Below are 15893 nucleotides of genomic sequence, written 5' to 3' on the forward strand. Positions count from 1 at the left end.
GAACACCACCCTTCAGACGCAGGATCTGCCATGTACAACAACAATAATCAGACTACGCTGTTGCATCGTTTCCTCCACTGGGAGAGCAGTACCCCCGATACGATCTACCTGACCCAACCCTTGGCGGATGGCAGTGTGCAGGACTACAGCTGGCGCGAAGTCGGCGACCAGGCGCGGCGCATGGCCGCGCACCTGCGTTCGCTCGATTTGCCGGCCAAGTCCTCGATCGGCCTGTTCGCGAAAAACACCGCCCACTGGATCATCGCCGACCTGGCGATCTGGATGGCCGGGCACGTCAGTGTGCCGCTGTACACCACCGCCAATGCCGACACCGTACGCTATGTGCTGGAACACGCCGAGGTGCGCCTGCTGTTCGTTGGCCGCCTGGAAGGTGAGGCGGCCGGATGGAATGCGGTGTGCGCCTCGATCCCGGACAGCTTGCCGTTGATTGACCTGCCGATGTCCAGTTGTGGCAAAGGCACGTCTTGGCAACACATCATCGCCACGACCGAGCCATTGCAATCGGTGCACCTGCCGGGCCCCGAAGAACTGGCCACGATCATCTACACCTCCGGCAGCACCGGCGACCCCAAGGGCGTGATGCACAGTTTCGCCGCCATGTATGCCGCGCCCGCAGTGACCGGCTGCATGTACGCCAACGGCCAGGGCACCAGCAGCAGTGACCGGCTGCTGTCGTACCTGCCGCTGGCGCATACCGCCGAGCGCGCGGTGGTGGAGGCAGTATCGTTGTTCAGTGGCTGCCAGGTGTTCTTCAGCCTGGGCCTGGAAACTTTCAGTGAAGACCTGCGCCGGGCACGGCCGACGATCTTTTTGTCGATGCCGCGCTTGTGGACCAAGTTCTACCAGGGCATCAACGAACGCATCGACCCAGCCACTCAGGCGGCCGTGTTCGCCAACCCGGTGGAAGGCAAGCTGATGAAGGCGCAAATCCTCTCGGCACTGGGGCTTGACCAGGTGCATACCGGGCTTTCCGGCTCGGCACCGTTGCCGGTCAAAGTCATGGAGTGGTACCGCCAGCTGGGGCTTGAATTGCTGGAAGGTTATGGCATGTCGGAGAACTTCGGCACCTCACACTTCAGCCTGCCGGGGCAGGTGCGCGTTGGTTATGTGGGGGCGGTGATTCCGGGTGTCGAGTGCCGTATCGGGGCGGACAACGAAATCCTGGTGAAGAGCCCGGCGCAGATGCTCGGCTACTACAAACTGCCTGAACTGACGACCCAGAGCTACACCGAGGACGGCCTGTTCCGCACCGGTGACCGGGGCGAACTGGACGAGCAGGGGCGCCTGCGCATCACCGGGCGGGTCAAGGAACTGTTCAAGACCGCCAAGGGTAAATACGTCGCACCGGTGCCTATTGAGGCCAAGCTGGGTAACCATCCGCGGGTTGAGGCGTCATGCGTTACCGGTGTAGGGCTGGCGCAGCCGTTGGCGTTGCTTAACGTGTCTGCCGAGACCCGTGCGGCCCTGGCCACTGCCGAAGGGCGTGACAAGGTCGCCACCGAGCTTGAGGTGTTCCTGGCAGAGGTCAACGCCCGGTTCGAGGCGCACGAGCAACTGGCATGTCTGGTGGTGGTCAATGAGCCCTGGTCTATTGCCAATGCGTTGCTGACGCCGACCTTGAAGATTCGCCGTAGCCAGATTGAAGAGCGTTATCACAACCAGATCGAAGGGTGGGGCGGTAGTCGTTGCAAGGTTGTGTTTGAGTAAGCTGTCGGTGGGAGCGGGCTTGCCCCGCGATTGCGGTCTATCAGATACATCGAATCGCGGGGCAAGCCCGCTCCCACCGCAAAGGCTGCTTTCAAAGCACCAGGTCCAGAAGTTTCCCCTGTCCTGGATTGATAACTGCCTGCCGGGAAGGTCTGCTACCGGCCAGAAGCGCACGGTCGAACGTTTACTTTTCTCGATGGCTATTGCACCGGCTGGATTGCAGCGCTCCGGGTACCGGCGAACGCACTGGTGCCAAGCCAGCGCCACAAGTTTTCCGCATCTTGCACCGCACCATCTACACGCAGCTCTTGCGACTGAAGCACCTCCCTGGGTGTGCGGTCGCCCGTCCACACCTCGGTCAATGCCCGCACGCTGGAGTCCACGACGAGCGTGAGTTCGCGTCCGGGGTCGTCGCGGCACAGATCTGCCACACCATGTTCGACCACAAGCCACCACGCTTGCTCGCCGGACCGCGCGTCGCGGAACCTGAAATGAATGACCACCAAGCGGGGCGGGAACATCTCGATGCGCGCGAACCGGCGCACGTCCCACATGAGCAGGCCCGCGTCGAGTTCGCTATCGCGAAGGCGACTGCCTATCCAGCGCGCGCCCCAATGGCCTAGCGCCATTATGATGGGGCGCAATTCTTCGCCGGCCTCGGTCAGGCTGTATTCCCAGACTTTGCCTGTGGCTGTGCGATGTACGACACCGATTTCTTCCAGGTGGCGCAGCCGCTGTGCCAGCAAGCTGGTGGACATCCGTGGCACGCCGCGGTGCAGTTCATTGAAGCGCTTACTGCCGCATAGCAGCTCGCGCACGACCAACGGCGTCCAGCGCTCGCACAGGGCTTCAGCGCCGCGCGCGACCGTGCAGAACTGACCGTAGCTTTCATCCATCGCCTGTACTCCAAAACTACAACGCTTCAGATTCTGAACTAGCCTTGCGACTGCGCCGCGCGCACGCTGAAACCTCCGAAAGCCAACGCCTCAGGAGAACGCCATGACCACGATAGCCATCATTCAGCGGCCACCCGTGCTGCTCGATCGCAGCGCGACGATCGCCCGGGCCGTGCAATCGGTCGCTGAGGCCGCGGCGGCCGGCGCCGCGCTGATCGTTTTGCCCGAATCGTTCATTCCAGGTTATCCGTCGTGGATCTGGCGGCTGGCGGCGGGAAAAGACGGGGCGGTAATGGGCCAGTTGCACACGCGTCTGCTGGCCAACGCCGTTGATATCGCAAACGGTGACCTCAACGAACTGTGCGAGGCCGCCAGCGCTCACGCCGTGACAATCGTATGCGGTATCAATGAATGCGAGCGGCGTAATGGCGGCGGCACGCTCTACAACAGCGTAGTCGTTATCGGTGCGAACGGCGAAGTGCTCAACCGGCATCGCAAGCTGATGCCAACCAACCCCGAACGCATGGTCCATGGTTTCGGTGATGCGTCCGGGCTGCGTACGGTCGATACCCCCGTCGGGCGCATTGGTACGCTCATCTGCTGGGAAAACTACATGCCCTTGGCGCGCTATTCATTGTATGTCCAGGGCGTGGAAATCTACGTCGCCCCCACCTACGACACCGGCGAGGGCTGGATCAGCACGATGCGTCACATTGCACTCGAAGGTCGATGCTGGGTGCTCGGCAGTGGCACTGCGCTGCGCGGCAGCGACATTCCCGAGGACTTTCCGGCTCGCCTGCAACTGTTTCCCGATCCGCAAGAGTGGATCAACGACGGCGACTCGGTGGTGGTCAACCCTCAAGGGCGGATCGTGGCCGGTCCATTACACCGAGAGGCAGGCATCCTGTATGCAGACATCGACGTGTCACTCGTGGCGCCGGCGCGGCGGGCGCTTGACGTCACCGGGCACTATGCGCGCCCTGATATTTTCGAATTGCAGGTGCGACGCACACCGGCGACAGCGGTGCGTTTCATCGACGAATAAAGCTAACCGCCCCTCAGGCGATCCATTCCAGTTTCGGTGATGTGTGTCACAACTGATAAAGGAGTCATTCCATGAGCACTCAAAGGTCTTACAAAGGCAGTTGTTTTTGCGGCGCAGTCGAGTTCACCGTCAGCGGTGAGCCAGCCGCAATGGGCTATTGCCATTGCGAGTCGTGTCGACGTTGGTCAGCAGCACCGGTCAATGCCTTCACGCTGTGGAAACCCGAGGCGCTGCAGGTCACTCGGGGGGCTGAGAACATTGGCAGCTACAACAAGACACCGCAGAGTTTGCGCAAATGGTGCAAGCGTTGCGGCGGACATATTTTCACCGAACACCCGGGGATGGGGCTCATCGACGTGTATGCCGCAGTCATCCCGGATCTTGCGTATTCGCCAGAGGTCCACGTCCACTATCAGGAGACCAGGCTGCGCATCAAAGACGGGTTGCCCAAGCTCAAGGATGTCCCTGGTGAGTTAGGGGGATCGGGCGTCAGCGTGGACGAATAGCGCCAGTACGGTAGCGTTCAGCGCTCCAGTTTCTGGGCACCGACAAAGCGTTGCAAGCCCTATGAGGCTTGCCTGCTATTTACCGTGATTTTTGGAAGATTCTGAAATCGGCATCGAGGATTCACCCGAGATTCGCTTGACCAGTGCAGCATGACCGCTGGCATCGTCGCCGCGGGAAATGACCTGGATGACTGCCATGCGATCGCCGGAGCCTGCGATAAAGGTGCTGTTCAACGTTTTGCCGCCGCCCAGGGTCGCCGTACTGTCGACTTGTCGCACACCCAGGCCGTTGCGGTTAAGGCGTGACTCGCCGGTTTGTCGAAAGTCCGGCAGCCCGGCGCTCTGGCGGTCGACGAAACCACTGACGGCGCCGTCGAGGAAGGCATCGTCGTTGTCGCCGGGGCGAGACGCTTCGGGGAGCGGTTTCTCGACCACCATGACCACGCGTTTTTCCTGCGCATTGGCATACAGGGTACCCACGGCGTCGGCGCCTTCGCTGCTCTGTTCATCGGCGCTCAGAGGGCTGGCGTTGAAGCCTGCCGGCAGGTTGAAGCTGAACTTGCCGCCGAGCACCGTGACGTTTACTTCAGGTGTCGGCTTGGTGCTGGGTTTGCCGGCGGCATGCAGATTCGACAGACCCAACAGGCCGACGACGGCCAGGGTCAGCGTCAGGGTTCTTTTATTGAAAATCGACATACAGCCTCTCATGGGGCAGGGGGCATGGCAGGGTGGTTATGCTCACATAAACCTGCCTGCTCGGTAAGCCCCGGGTTTCCCGTCGGCCAGACGGTCATGGCGGATCGCCTTGAGGGGGCTATCGTTGCTTGTCTGGGCAACGACTACCGACCGAGGGCGGAGCCATGAACACCAGTGATTTACTCGAACAGTTACTGCGGGCCGGGCAGGGCTCGCAAGCGCAACAAGGGAGCGGCGGCATGTCATCGCAAGACGGCCTGGGCGGTTTGGGCGGCTTGCTGGGCGGACTGCTTGGCGGCGGCAGTGCGACAGGTGGCGGTGCTGGCCTTGGTGGTCTACTCGGCGGCCTGTTGGGTGGCGGTGGTGGCGGCAACGCTGGCGGCTATACCCAGGGGCGCTCCGCGGGTGGCACCAATTACGCGGCCCTGGCGTCGTTGGGCATGATGGCGTTCCAGGCCTATCAAAGCTGGCAGCGCAGCCAGGCGACCGCCCCGCAACAGGCGGTGCGTACTGTCGATCAATTGTCCGGCCCCGAGGCCGAGGATCACAGCCATGCCATCTTGCGCGCGCTGATTGCGGCAGCCAAGGCTGACGGTCGCATCGACAAGCAAGAAGAACAGTTGATCTACGCTGAAATCAAACGTCAAACCAGCGACCCGCAACTGCAACAATGGCTGGATGAGGAAGTCAGCAAGCCACTCGATGCTGCCGAGGTGGCTCAGTCGGCCCAGGACCCGGCCATGGCCGCGGAAATGTACCTGGCCAGCGTGATGCTGGTGGATGACCAGCAGGACGCAGAGCGGGCCTACCTTGACGAACTGGCCGGCGCACTGCAAATCGATCCGGCATTGCAGGCGCACCTGGAACAGCAGGCCAGGGGAGCCGCCTGACCGGGCTGAGATGCCTGCGCTTTTCATCAATCTGAAACCAGCGCAGGCAAGGCCCAGGTGTATCCGTTTCACTTTCGATGAGACGTTTTCAGCAAGCAACAGCTGTGTAGGTATAGCCAAGCAAATAAGCGTCTAAAGGCTCATTTGGGACAAGACGTGCGGGGTTGTGAACCGTTGCTGATGTCCTGCACGCATTGGATGGCAGCTCCTGGCCGATAGCTGCCTATTGCGACGGGCATCTATGGGGCGGATATATGCCTGTCGCCATCGGCGGGTTCAGGTCGCTTCTGGCCAATATAGAGTGGCGAAAAAAGCCTGGAGCCAGAAGTTCAGGTGTTCCTTGCCAGGCTCTGTACGAAATCCCCAGCAGCCCAATCGTCACCTCATCCCTCAAGCGCTGAAATTTTACGGCCTAAGTCGAAGTGCCATTTCTTAGTCCTTTTCGCAGGTGATTACGGTTACCATCACGTTTGCTGTCGGAGCGTGCCTGGCATCGTAATATCACCACGCTCCGAACCATCGAACTCGCGGTTACGCTGGCGGCTCCCGCGTGGGACCTCGATCTCGAGTAACAGTAGCGGCTCAGCCAGGAGGCATTGAACGCCCGTCATTGCGGGCAGCATTCACAGAGACAGTATCCAGGGAACATAAAGGACATGCTGGAAAACCAAACTTTCAACCGGGTCGGAACCAACCATCAGATTTCGGCCAACGTCTACAATCTGATCCTCGGTGCAGTGCTGCTGTGGGGCTTTGCCGTCAACTGGTATCTGGTAAGCACTGTGCCGGCCGACATTATTAAGGCCATCCCCATGCTGCTCTTCTTGGTCGGTTACATGATCACTACGCTGACGGGTGTCGCCATCATATTCAAGTCTGAGAAACCGCTGTACAGCTTTCTCGGCTACAACCTGATCGTGGTTCCGATCGGCTTGCTGCTGGTCATTGTGCTCCCGGACTATTCGCATCAAAACATCATTAAAGCCGTGCAAACGACCGCCTTGCTGACCGTGGGCATGATGCTGCTGGGTACTGCGTTTCCCGGCTTCTTCAAACGCATCGAAGCGTCGCTGTTTATCGCCCTGGTGGTTGCGATAGTCGTCGAGTTGGGGCAAGCCTGGTTGTTCGGCACCCGTCTGGCGGCGATGGATTGGATCGTTGCAGCGATCTTCTGTGGCTATATCGGGGTGGACTGGGGACGTGCGAACCAGATCGAGCGTAGCGTGGACAATGCGATCGACAGCGCCGCAGCGCTGTATCTGGACATCATCAATCTGTTCCTGCGGATCTTGCGGATCATGTCCAGGAAGTGAGTTGCGCAGCGGCTACGGCACAAAATCCCAGCCAGCGTGACTCGGGCCGTTTCGAACCACTGGCCGCTCACGCGGGGAATTGGGTTATCCAGTGCCTGGCAATGTCTTCGCGCCGGCAGATCCACACCGCGTCGTGGCCTTGCACGTAATCGAGAAAGCGTGCCAGCGCCAGCGCGCGACCAGGATGGCCACTGATCCGCCCATGCAGACCGACGCTCATCATCTTCGGGTGTTGCGCGCCCTCCTGCCACAGTAGGTCGAAAGCATCCTTGAGCAGCCGGTAGAAGTCTTCACCGCAGGCAAAACCATTCGGCAGCAAATAACGGACGTCGTTGTTGACCAGTGTGTAAGGGATTACCAGGTGGGCGGGCGAGCCTGGGAGCCAATAGGGCAGGTCATCGTTGTAGGCGTCCGAGCTATAGAGAAACCCGCCGTCCTCACGTAACAGGCGGCGGGTGTTCTGGCTGACCCTTCCGGTGTACCAACCTACCGGGCGTTTACCGCAGATCTGCTCGATCACGTCGAGGGTGAGGCGGATATGGCGCCGCTCCTGGTCTTCAGGTATGTCGCGATAGTCCAGCCAACGGTAGCCATGCCCGGCAATCTCATGCCCGGCAGCGCAGAGCGCATGGCCAATCGCCGGGGTGAGTTCCAGTGCTCGACCGACAGCGAAGGCGGTCAGCGGCAAGCCTCGGATGCTGAACAGCTCCAGAATGCGCCACACACCAGCGCGCGATCCATATTCGTACATGCCCTCGACGCTCAAGTCCGATTCCCCCACACGCGGCGGGCGGCCCGGTAGCTCATGAAGCCAGGCCTCCGACTGTGCATCGCCATTGGTAATGCAGGATTCCGCGCCTTCTTCGATGTTGAGTACGAACTGGACCGCGACGCGGGCTTCACCAGGCCATCGCGGGTGGGGTGGGCAGCTGCCATAACCGATGAGGTCGCGAGCGGACATCAGCCCAGCTCGAAGGTCGTGACGCCGAACACCCGTTCGTGCGCGATCGCCGGAGGCGGGCCGAGGTACATGCGTGCGCAGCCGAAAACCTCGGTCATGCCCTGTTGACGCACGAGCGCCATCGCGGCGGGGTTATTCTCCGGGGCATCGAGAAACAGCGGGCCACCCTGCGCAAATTCCGCCAGGCGCGCGTAAAGGGCATTGGCTGCCAGGGCGTCATCGGCGAACAAGGGGCCGATCTTGTAGCCTTCCCGGCAACGCCTTACTACACCATAGCCGCTTAGCCTGCTCGCGCGCTGGCAACCCACGGCGAGTGCGTCGGCTTGGGCAATCCACCCGCTCAGGAAGGTTTCACGCGCGGCGGGGAAGCAGCTGCGGTCGTAATCGACAAGCTCAGCGAACGGGAAGCTGGCCACTGGGACGATGTCCTGATCGTCTACCTGTGAGGGCGCCGTGCGCTTGGTGATCTCGGCACGAAAACGCATGTTGCGATGGGAGAAGACGAAACCACCCTTGGCGTAGTAGTCCTGCATCGCGAAGACGCCGTCCATGCCGATGCTCGAGCCTGGGCGCAGGCGAGCGAGGAGTCGCTCGCGGCGTGCGTGCCAGAGGGTATTGCCCAGACCTTGACCGCGATATTCAGGCCGGACGATGAAAAAACCCATGAAACCGAATTCGCCATTGTAGGAGGTGATCGCGCCGCCGCCGATCAACTCGCCACCGCGGGACGCCGCGATGAAGGCGGCAGGGTCCGTAGCCCAGAACAACTCGGCATCGTGAAGGCCGGGATTCCACCCCTCACGGGCAGCCCAATCGACGAGCTCGTCCAGCTCGGGACGGGTCATGTTGCGTATGACCAGCTGATTCGACACCGCGAGGCTCTCCTCAGTTGCTAATCAAGCATGTGCTCCATCACCACTCTGAACCCTTTCGGTATAGCTTCAATCCGAGTAGTGATCCAGGCCGTCACGTCAACTTGCTCCAACAATAAATTTGTCCCCTTTGCTCGTGAACCTTGTGATGAGGAACGCAGTCTTAGCCGAGCCCTTTTTTTCGGCATTACCGCCGTCATCCCATCAGAGCTGTTCACCCCATGCGCCAAGCCGTCCGCTGCTCCCGCTTTGTCTCGCTCTGCCTCATTCCTTTGTTCCCCCTGTTTGCCAGCCCCGTCCATGCCGGCGGGGAACGGCAACTGGTGGAGGCCATCAACGACTACCGCGCCGAGCCCCAGCGCTGCGAGAGACGTGTGGTTCGGGTCTCGACGCCGCTGGTGTTGAAGTCGAACCTGGCGTTGCCGGTCGGCTATGGCGGCGCTTTACGGGAAAGGTTGAAAGCTGCCGGCTATCAGGCGGTGGCGGTGCGCAGCATCCGTCTGGTCGGCGCGCAAGACGCCGAGGAGGCCTTTGACATGCTCCAGAGCGACTACTGCACAGCCCTGCTCGATACTCAATTTGCCGATATCGGCGTCAGCCGCGCCCGGAACGAGTGGCGGGTGGTGCTGGCGCGGCCCTTGCTCGATGCTCAGCTCGGCGATGGGCGATCCGCAAGCAAAGCATTGCTGGCGCAGGTCAACGCAGCACGGGCGAAGCCGCGCCTGTGTGGTCGCCAGCGCTTCGCTGCGGCACGCCCGTTGAGCTGGAATACCGCCCTGGGGGCGGCGGCGCAGAAACACAGCCGGACGATGGCCAACAGCAATTACTTCGCGCACCGTGACCCCGACGGTGATATGCCGGCAGACCGGGCGAGGGACGCCGGCTACCGTGGCCGCCAGATCGGCGAGAACATCGCCGCCGGACAGGGCTCCGCGAGCAAGGCGATGGCCGGCTGGCTGGCCAGTCCCGGGCATTGCGCCAATCTGATGAATCCGATGTTTACCCAGGTGGGTGCGGCCTATGCCGCGAACTCGCGCAGCGATGAGGGCGTGTATTGGACGATGCTGTTCGGCGCGCCTTGAGAGGGCGCGAGCCCGTACGTCAACGCAAGTTCCATGGCCGGTTACAAGGGGTGTTACAAGGGGTATAACTACCAGAACAAAAGGCGGGTCACCCACAATAGGATAGGCCCTCCAAAGGCAGCGCCCGGGCCAGGCGCTCCAGGCCTGACCGGCGCCTGCGGCGTGGAGCGATGTGATGAGTTTCAGAGCATGGCGATGGGCTCGCAAGAGCCTGCTTGGCTGCATCCAGCTGGCCTTGCTGGTCACGCCACTGTGCGCCAGCGCCATGTTCACGTGCCAAGCCAGCGCCGGCACCAAGGCAATGGCCCAGCCACGGGTTGTGCGGGGCGACGACCCAGGCGCGGTGCGGGTTCGGGTGTTCACCTTCGTCCACCGGGGTGTTCGTCAGTATGTGAGCCGGCGCCCCGTCGGGATCTCCGCGCGGGTCGATGTTCTTGAACTCTATTACATCAAGGGCTGCTATCTGTGCATGGCGCCGAAGGATTTCAAGGTCGCCTCACTGCGCCTGGACACCCAATCCTATCGGCGCGAGATCGAAGCCGCTGCGGGTCAATATGGCGTCGACAGGGCGCTGGTCCGCGCCGTGATACATGCCGAATCGGCGTTTCGCCCCAACGTCATTTCCGTAGCCGGCGCCCAGGGGCTGATGCAGTTGATGCCCGCCACCGCCGCGCGCTTCGCCGTGAACGATCCGTTCGACGCACGACAGAACATTCGTGGCGGCGTGCGCTACCTGGCCTGGCTGCTCAAGCGCTTCAACGGCAACCAGATGCTGGCGTTGGCAGGGTACAACGCCGGCGAAGCGTCCGTGGTCGAGTACAACGGGGTGCCTCCCTACGCCGAGACGCAAACCTACGTCACCCGCGTGCAGTCCTTGACCGAACGCTATCGCAACCATCGCTAGTAGCGTAGGGCGCATAACCCGGAATCGGTAATACGCCGGCCCTTCCACGGCGAGTAACGTTGGCGCGTTATCCGCCCTACGAAAGCAATCAGGTTTCGCGCTCGATTAATACGCCGGGCGGGGATTGGCTCAACTGAGCGTTCACGCAGACCGGTTGAATCCACAGCCGATAGCTGACGACCACTAAAATGAGGAGACCCCAAAGGTATTGTCGCTTATGTTGAACGGTTGTTTTCCAGTCATATGTAAACTGACTTCGTTCACCTTATCCAGCCAATGTATTACGGATGGGATGTCGACCTGCCAATGTTCGGCGGTCTCAGAGAAAGACGCTTGCCGTCCACCGCAGGATAGTGAGAAGCGAGTCAACCAAGCCAAAATATCCGGCTCTTCCTTAAAGAGATTCGTCAACCCCCCAAGGTTCATGGACTCGAGAGCAGATTCAGACGCTGGTAGACCCAGGTCACTTTGCAGCGCCTCATCGGTATAGTAAGAATACGCGAGGTCGGCAGCTTTACGGCGGCATGTTTCAAAAAGAACCACCCCGCGGGTGTTTTCACTGAACTTTGTTTCATTGGCAATATGCTTGCACACTGCTTCAAGTGCAAGGTATGGGGCTAGTTTGTCGCACTCCTTAACAGCATCGCTGTCATTAAACTTGGTTGACTTCGGGTCGCGCAATGCTACAAGTTCATTTCCTAGAAACACTGCAATCACCACGCGCCACTCACGAGTAAGCATCAAAGCTTCTATTGTACCGACACCGGAAACTGCTCCGCCTCCGAATGGTCGGGCTTGTTCGAGCGCAGGCCCTTCGATTATTTCACCACTCTCGATTGATACGGCACTAAAGCTCCCCGTTTCATTTATTATCACATTGGCAGGGCATCCAAAGAGTCGCAGAATATGTCGGCCGGCCATAAAGTTTGGCCAAATAATGCTTCTAGAGTGCCGGCTGGATATGTTGAGGGAAAGTTGCACGAGCGTAGCTCTTTCGGAATTGTAATTATGGTAGGCGGGGTGTCCTGTTTCTGGCGTGGCGGAAATATGCCCCGGCCTAAATTTTATTGCGTGTGACAGATACTGTGGTACGTATATATCTATGTGGTCGATAAGATCATTAACGCGCTTGTCAAAAATATAGCTTCCTATCGCCTCGGTTAACTTCTCAAGATCCCCTGGCTGGAATCCTGTTAATATTGTCCCTGCAGCAATTTCGGCGAGCTGAAAATCTCCGAAAAAGAAATCGATAAGAAATGCAAGAAATAAATCAGAGTCCTCCAGTATTGGACATCTGCTCGCTAGCAGGCACCAAAGCCGTTTAACATATAAATAACCTAGTAGGTATCCATCTTTGATGTCAAGTGGGCGACTAAATAGTAGCTTTTTTCGATAGTAACCTTTATCGCTAGCGCGAGTTTTTATGACTAAGTGCTCAATATATTCCTCATAAGATAAGGTGCGGGGGGCGAATGTGTCCGTCTTCCAATGGCCAGAATATAGCTTGCGAACGGCTGACGATGTGGTAGTGATAATCGGTGACTGGCCAGGAAGTGCATCGAACTCAGCAAACAGGGCAAGTCCCTCAATAAGAGGTTTAAGATACAAAGAGAAAACCTCAGCAATGATCGCCGCTTGCGCAGGCCCCTTAACACTATCTTGGTCCAGAAGAAAATCTAGAAGGTTTGCCGAAGGCCTTACTATCAATGCCCCCATCATAGTCCCGACCGGGGTTAGGAAGGTGGAATAGTGCGTGGTCTCGTGCATGACTGGATGAAGAAGTTCTTTCGAGAGGCATCCAGTTGCAAGCGCATTCTGAATTTTAAGCGGATCGACAGTGGTATTCGTGACTGCGTTAGAAATTAGGTCTGTATTGCAGCGTCGCGCGAGGATATGACCGGAAAGTTCGCCGGTATATAGAGGGGCATGAAGTGAACTATACACCATTAGCTCTCCAGATGTCATTTTTAGTCCAGACCAGCGAAACCTTGCCACTGCCGCAAGGTACGTCAATAAGGCTGTTTAGCTTGTCGAGAGTAGTATCAGGCGTCATTTCTATACCCTTTACTGCAAGCTCATAAACAATTTGATGGCAAGTAAGTCCTTCTTTGTGGGGCCATAAGGCAGAGAGCACGGCATAGCTCTGTTGGTCCAAAAATACACCCTTGTTTTTTAAGTTGTACAGTACCTTTAGAAAGCTTGATACGAGTCCTACCGTAATAGTAGGTGTAAATGCCGACAGCATGAAGTTGGCGGCAGCCGCCGCGGATACACCACTTAAGATTGAGTCAAGAAGTTTTAAGTCTTCGTCACGGATTACGTACCGAAACGTCGAGATGCTAGCGTCCATGCTACTATCGGATTTACATGTTTTATTAGGTTTTAGCCAAAGCGGCAGTAATGCGTGCGAGAGTGCGGAAATGTCACTATCGGCGATATCATGAAAGTATGGTTTTAAAAGCTCGGAAACAACATCGGTGGCAAGCTCTTCGCTTTCTGTATCGACTTCGCTCATTTTAAGCTCCTTATGATGTATGTGATCTATCATCAGGGTGCTGATTAAAAATACATGCTTGATTTTAGATTTTGGCTTATGTAGAGAATAGAATAGAATTTGGTTTGTGCTAGCCTAAAGCAGCGAGCACAAAAAAATGCATTGTTAGTGTCGAAAGCTGCCCATCGAAATCGGTCTTACCAGCCATCGGCAGGTTGGCTTTGCTTGCTTTGTATTCGGTGAGGCTTTGGGTTTGGAGGAGGTGAGTTGTGCGGCAGACACGTACTCTTGGTGTCAGTTATGCTTTGGAATGTGTGTGAAATGAAGGGCTGCTTTTGGCCGATTTCTGCCTGCTGCGGTTACCCGTGAATGCCTGCTTGATGGTGCGAGCCAGCTTCTATGCTTGTACATAGCAACCACCCTTGCCGGGGTTTTCCACGTTCGTTAGCGAGCCTCCATTCTCTTGTGCATGCGCATTGTAGTGCTGGCCTTGATCCTGACGCTGTTCGGCTGCGCTACCGCGTCGGACCCGCCAAGGGGCGAGGGCGGCGATTGGCGGTCCTTCTATGTAGTGAATCACGGCCTGCATACCGGATTGGCAATTGCGCGCCCCGATCTGCTTCAGGTGCTTCCCGCACTGGCCGAAACGTTCGGCGACGGCGACTTCGTTGAGTTCGGCTGGGGTGATGAAGACTTTTACCGAGCCACACAGGCCACCTTGGGCCTCGCCCTGCGCGCCTTGTTCGGGTCGACGGCCACCGTGCTGCATGCAGTCAAGATTAACGGGGACCCCAGGCGGCGCTTCGCCGCAAGCGAGGTCATCGAGGTGCGGGTGACCGAGGACGGCTACCGGCGACTGCTCGCGTTCGTGGCCGCGACCTTCACCCATACAGCGACGGGCGCCTTGGCAGAGCTCGGGCCTGGCCTGTATGGAGAAAGCCGGTTCTACCAGGCCGAGGGTAGCTATTCGCTGTTTTATACCTGCAATACCTGGGTCGCAGAGGCGTTGGCCACGAGCGGCTGCCCGATGTCGCCTGTAGCGGCGATTACGGCGGGGAACGTCATGTCGCAGTTACGCCGGGCGACAGCGGTGGGTGCATCCTGCCTGGTTACCCGCTAACCCGCGCTGACGATGGCAAATACAGGCCACCCGCGGGTGGTCTTTTGGCATTTGCGGGTAATACTTCCCTGTACACGCGGGCATGTTGCTGATGGCGCGACCCGCAGGGAGGTATGAGGTGAACAAACTATCAATTGTGGGTGCCGGAATAGTGGGTGAGGCGGCGGCGCAGATCATCGCCCGTGAAGAGTACTGTCGTGAGTTGATGTTGATAGATGTGCAGGGTGATTTGGCCAAGGGCAAGGCGCTGGATGTCTGGCAGGCGGCAGTTGAGTCAGGTTCTGATACCAGGGTTTACGGCGGCTCCAGTGGCGAATTGCTGCAGGATTCTGACCTGGTGGTGATTACCGCGGGGGTGCCGCGCAAGCCTGGTCAGTCGCGTCAGGATGTGTTGAGCATCAATCTGCCAATTCTCGATGGCATCATGCGCGATATCAATCGGCATGCCCCGGCGGCGACGGTGCTGGTGGTGTCGAACCCGGTCGACGTGCTGACCTACCGGGCTTGCAGTCTCAGTGGGCTGGGCCGCAACAGGGTGTTCGGCCAGGCGGGGGTGCTGGATACCGCGCGCATGAAGTGTTTCATTGCCGAGGAAACAGGGTTTTCTGCCCGGGATATCACTGCGCTGGTGCTCGGCGGGCATGGCGATAGCATGGTGCCGCTGATGCGCTACTGTGCGGTCGGTTCGGTGCCGCTGTCGCACTTTCTGTCCAATGAGCAGATAGAGCGGATTGTGCAGCGTACACGTCAGGGTGGCGGCGAGATTCTGGGTTTGAAGAAGGTCGGGAGCGCCTGCGATGCGCCGGGCGTGGCCATTGCAGAGATGGTCGATGCTATCGCTAATGGGCGAAACCGCATTTTGCCGACGGTCGCGATTCTTGAGGGCGAGTACGGGCGCACAGGTATCGCCATGGGTGTCCCCTGTGTGCTGGGAGAGCTGGGACTTGCGCGGGTGATCGAGTTGCCGCTGGATGCGCAGGAGCAGGCGATGTTCGACCACTCTGCCGATCAGGTGGTGCGTGATATTGCTGAAATGAAAGCGCTGTAAGCAGGACTGTAAGAGGGGGCGCAACAGCGTGGTATGACGATGATCGCCACGGTGTGTGAGTCGCCCCTGAATCAACGGACATTCGATGGCTGCTTGTGGCCGATTGCTGCCCCGAACGAAGGGCAGCTATGGGTCGATAGCAGCCATTCGCGACCGGTAGCTTTCGACCCTTTGCGGCCGTTCGTGGATGACCTGAACCGGCCAATACCAGCCAGTCGCATGCTTACATGACCGGCTAGAGCAGAACCTCGCTAGAAAGCGCAGCGGATTCGGATGCTGACGGACAGCAATAAGCATCCGGCTGGGCAAGGTACAGAAGGGCACTTAAGCCGTCGCCT

The 15893-nt window shown here is 58.9% G+C and carries 15 protein-coding genes; 9 read left to right on the forward strand and 6 right to left on the reverse strand.

Features of this window, described 5'->3' with window-relative positions; translation table 11 throughout:
* Nucleotides 1-30 precede the first annotated feature (30 nt).
* The gene (locus PSAKL28_RS11490) at nt 31-1728 is read left to right on the forward strand and encodes an AMP-binding protein (protein ID WP_038610292.1); all 1698 of its coding nucleotides are present in this window, start codon (nt 31-33) and stop codon (nt 1726-1728) included.
* Nucleotides 1729-1928: 200 nt separating this feature from the next.
* Here the strand turns inward: PSAKL28_RS11490 and PSAKL28_RS11495 are convergent, their stop codons facing one another.
* On the reverse strand, nt 1929-2624 hold the full coding sequence (locus PSAKL28_RS11495) for a winged helix-turn-helix transcriptional regulator (RefSeq protein ID WP_038610295.1): 696 nt from the start codon (nt 2622-2624) through the stop codon (nt 1929-1931).
* A gap of 103 nt (nt 2625-2727) precedes the next feature.
* Between PSAKL28_RS11495 and PSAKL28_RS11500 the strand changes: the two genes are divergently transcribed.
* Both PSAKL28_RS11500 and PSAKL28_RS11505 read left to right on the forward strand, forming a co-directional pair.
* Nucleotides 2728-3669, forward strand: a complete 942-nt coding sequence (locus PSAKL28_RS11500) for a carbon-nitrogen hydrolase family protein (protein WP_038610298.1) — start codon at nt 2728-2730, stop codon at nt 3667-3669.
* Between the two features lie 71 nt (nt 3670-3740).
* Complete coding sequence (locus PSAKL28_RS11505; RefSeq protein WP_038610302.1) at nt 3741-4175, forward strand: GFA family protein; 435 nt, start codon at nt 3741-3743, stop codon at nt 4173-4175.
* 75 nt (nt 4176-4250) lie between these two features.
* On the opposite strand, the gene PSAKL28_RS11510 is transcribed toward PSAKL28_RS11505, so the two are convergent.
* Nucleotides 4251-4871, reverse strand: a complete 621-nt coding sequence (locus PSAKL28_RS11510) for a DcrB/PsbP domain-containing protein (RefSeq protein WP_038610305.1) — start codon at nt 4869-4871, stop codon at nt 4251-4253.
* A gap of 164 nt (nt 4872-5035) precedes the next feature.
* Here PSAKL28_RS11510 and PSAKL28_RS11515 point away from each other — a divergent pair, with 164 nt between their 5' ends.
* Complete coding sequence (locus PSAKL28_RS11515) at nt 5036-5761, forward strand: tellurite resistance TerB family protein (protein WP_038610308.1); 726 nt, start codon at nt 5036-5038, stop codon at nt 5759-5761.
* 656 nt (nt 5762-6417) lie between these two features.
* Nucleotides 6418-7074 carry a Bax inhibitor-1 family protein gene (locus tag PSAKL28_RS11520; RefSeq protein WP_084589094.1) on the forward strand — a complete coding sequence of 219 codons (657 nt, stop codon included), beginning with the start codon at nt 6418-6420 and terminating at the stop codon, nt 7072-7074.
* Between the two features lie 67 nt (nt 7075-7141).
* Here the strand turns inward: PSAKL28_RS11520 and PSAKL28_RS11525 are convergent, their stop codons facing one another.
* Nucleotides 7142-8035 (reverse strand): polysaccharide deacetylase family protein, encoded by an 894-nt coding sequence (locus tag PSAKL28_RS11525; protein ID WP_038610309.1) that lies wholly within the window; start codon nt 8033-8035, stop codon nt 7142-7144.
* Complete coding sequence (locus tag PSAKL28_RS11530; protein ID WP_038610311.1) at nt 8035-8907, reverse strand: GNAT family N-acetyltransferase; 873 nt, start codon at nt 8905-8907, stop codon at nt 8035-8037. Before PSAKL28_RS11530 ends, PSAKL28_RS11525 begins: the two co-directional genes overlap by 1 nt.
* Before the next feature lie 221 nt (nt 8908-9128).
* Here PSAKL28_RS11530 and PSAKL28_RS11535 point away from each other — a divergent pair, with 221 nt between their 5' ends.
* Together PSAKL28_RS11535 and PSAKL28_RS11540 are read left to right on the forward strand one after the other, a co-directional pair.
* The gene (locus PSAKL28_RS11535) at nt 9129-9989 is read left to right on the forward strand and encodes a CAP domain-containing protein (RefSeq protein ID WP_038610313.1); all 861 of its coding nucleotides are present in this window, start codon (nt 9129-9131) and stop codon (nt 9987-9989) included.
* Nucleotides 9990-10164: 175 nt separating this feature from the next.
* The gene (locus PSAKL28_RS11540) at nt 10165-10893 is read left to right on the forward strand and encodes a lytic transglycosylase domain-containing protein (protein ID WP_038610315.1); all 729 of its coding nucleotides are present in this window, start codon (nt 10165-10167) and stop codon (nt 10891-10893) included.
* 183 nt (nt 10894-11076) lie between these two features.
* Here PSAKL28_RS11540 and PSAKL28_RS11545 read toward each other — a convergent pair whose 3' ends face one another.
* Together PSAKL28_RS11545 and PSAKL28_RS11550 are read right to left on the reverse strand one after the other, a co-directional pair.
* On the reverse strand, nt 11077-12837 hold the full coding sequence (locus PSAKL28_RS11545; RefSeq protein WP_157687019.1) for a hypothetical protein: 1761 nt from the start codon (nt 12835-12837) through the stop codon (nt 11077-11079).
* Nucleotides 12830-13408 (reverse strand): hypothetical protein, encoded by a 579-nt coding sequence (locus PSAKL28_RS11550; RefSeq protein WP_038610319.1) that lies wholly within the window; start codon nt 13406-13408, stop codon nt 12830-12832. Before PSAKL28_RS11550 ends, PSAKL28_RS11545 begins: the two co-directional genes overlap by 8 nt.
* 460 nt (nt 13409-13868) lie before the next feature.
* Here PSAKL28_RS11550 and PSAKL28_RS11555 point away from each other — a divergent pair, with 460 nt between their 5' ends.
* Both PSAKL28_RS11555 and PSAKL28_RS11560 read left to right on the forward strand, forming a co-directional pair.
* The gene (locus PSAKL28_RS11555) at nt 13869-14507 is read left to right on the forward strand and encodes a DUF2459 domain-containing protein (RefSeq protein ID WP_038610321.1); all 639 of its coding nucleotides are present in this window, start codon (nt 13869-13871) and stop codon (nt 14505-14507) included.
* A 118-nt stretch (nt 14508-14625) separates the two neighbouring features.
* Complete coding sequence (locus tag PSAKL28_RS11560; protein WP_038610324.1) at nt 14626-15555, forward strand: malate dehydrogenase; 930 nt, start codon at nt 14626-14628, stop codon at nt 15553-15555.
* Nucleotides 15556-15893: the final 338 nt, after the last annotated feature.

This window comes from Pseudomonas alkylphenolica, assembly GCF_000746525.1.
In the GTDB taxonomy this organism is placed as follows: domain Bacteria; phylum Pseudomonadota; class Gammaproteobacteria; order Pseudomonadales; family Pseudomonadaceae; genus Aquipseudomonas; species Aquipseudomonas alkylphenolica.

Bases quoted from the DNA above. Each gene is read 5' to 3' on its own strand.
- PSAKL28_RS11490 (WP_038610292.1), top strand. From the start codon at position 31: ATGTACAACAACAATAATCAGACTACGCTGTTGCATCGTTTCCTCCAC.
- PSAKL28_RS11495 (WP_038610295.1), bottom strand. From the start codon at position 2,624: ATGGATGAAAGCTACGGTCAGTTCTGCACGGTCGCGCGCGGCGCTGAA.
- PSAKL28_RS11500 (WP_038610298.1), top strand. From the start codon at position 2,728: ATGACCACGATAGCCATCATTCAGCGGCCACCCGTGCTGCTCGATCGC.
- PSAKL28_RS11505 (WP_038610302.1), top strand. From the start codon at position 3,741: ATGAGCACTCAAAGGTCTTACAAAGGCAGTTGTTTTTGCGGCGCAGTC.
- PSAKL28_RS11510 (WP_038610305.1), bottom strand. From the start codon at position 4,871: ATGTCGATTTTCAATAAAAGAACCCTGACGCTGACCCTGGCCGTCGTC.
- PSAKL28_RS11515 (WP_038610308.1), top strand. From the start codon at position 5,036: ATGAACACCAGTGATTTACTCGAACAGTTACTGCGGGCCGGGCAGGGC.
- PSAKL28_RS11520 (WP_084589094.1), top strand. From the start codon at position 6,418: ATGCTGGAAAACCAAACTTTCAACCGGGTCGGAACCAACCATCAGATT.
- PSAKL28_RS11525 (WP_038610309.1), bottom strand. From the start codon at position 8,035: ATGTCCGCTCGCGACCTCATCGGTTATGGCAGCTGCCCACCCCACCCG.
- PSAKL28_RS11535 (WP_038610313.1), top strand. From the start codon at position 9,129: ATGCGCCAAGCCGTCCGCTGCTCCCGCTTTGTCTCGCTCTGCCTCATT.
- PSAKL28_RS11540 (WP_038610315.1), top strand. From the start codon at position 10,165: ATGAGTTTCAGAGCATGGCGATGGGCTCGCAAGAGCCTGCTTGGCTGC.
- PSAKL28_RS11550 (WP_038610319.1), bottom strand. From the start codon at position 13,408: ATGAGCGAAGTCGATACAGAAAGCGAAGAGCTTGCCACCGATGTTGTT.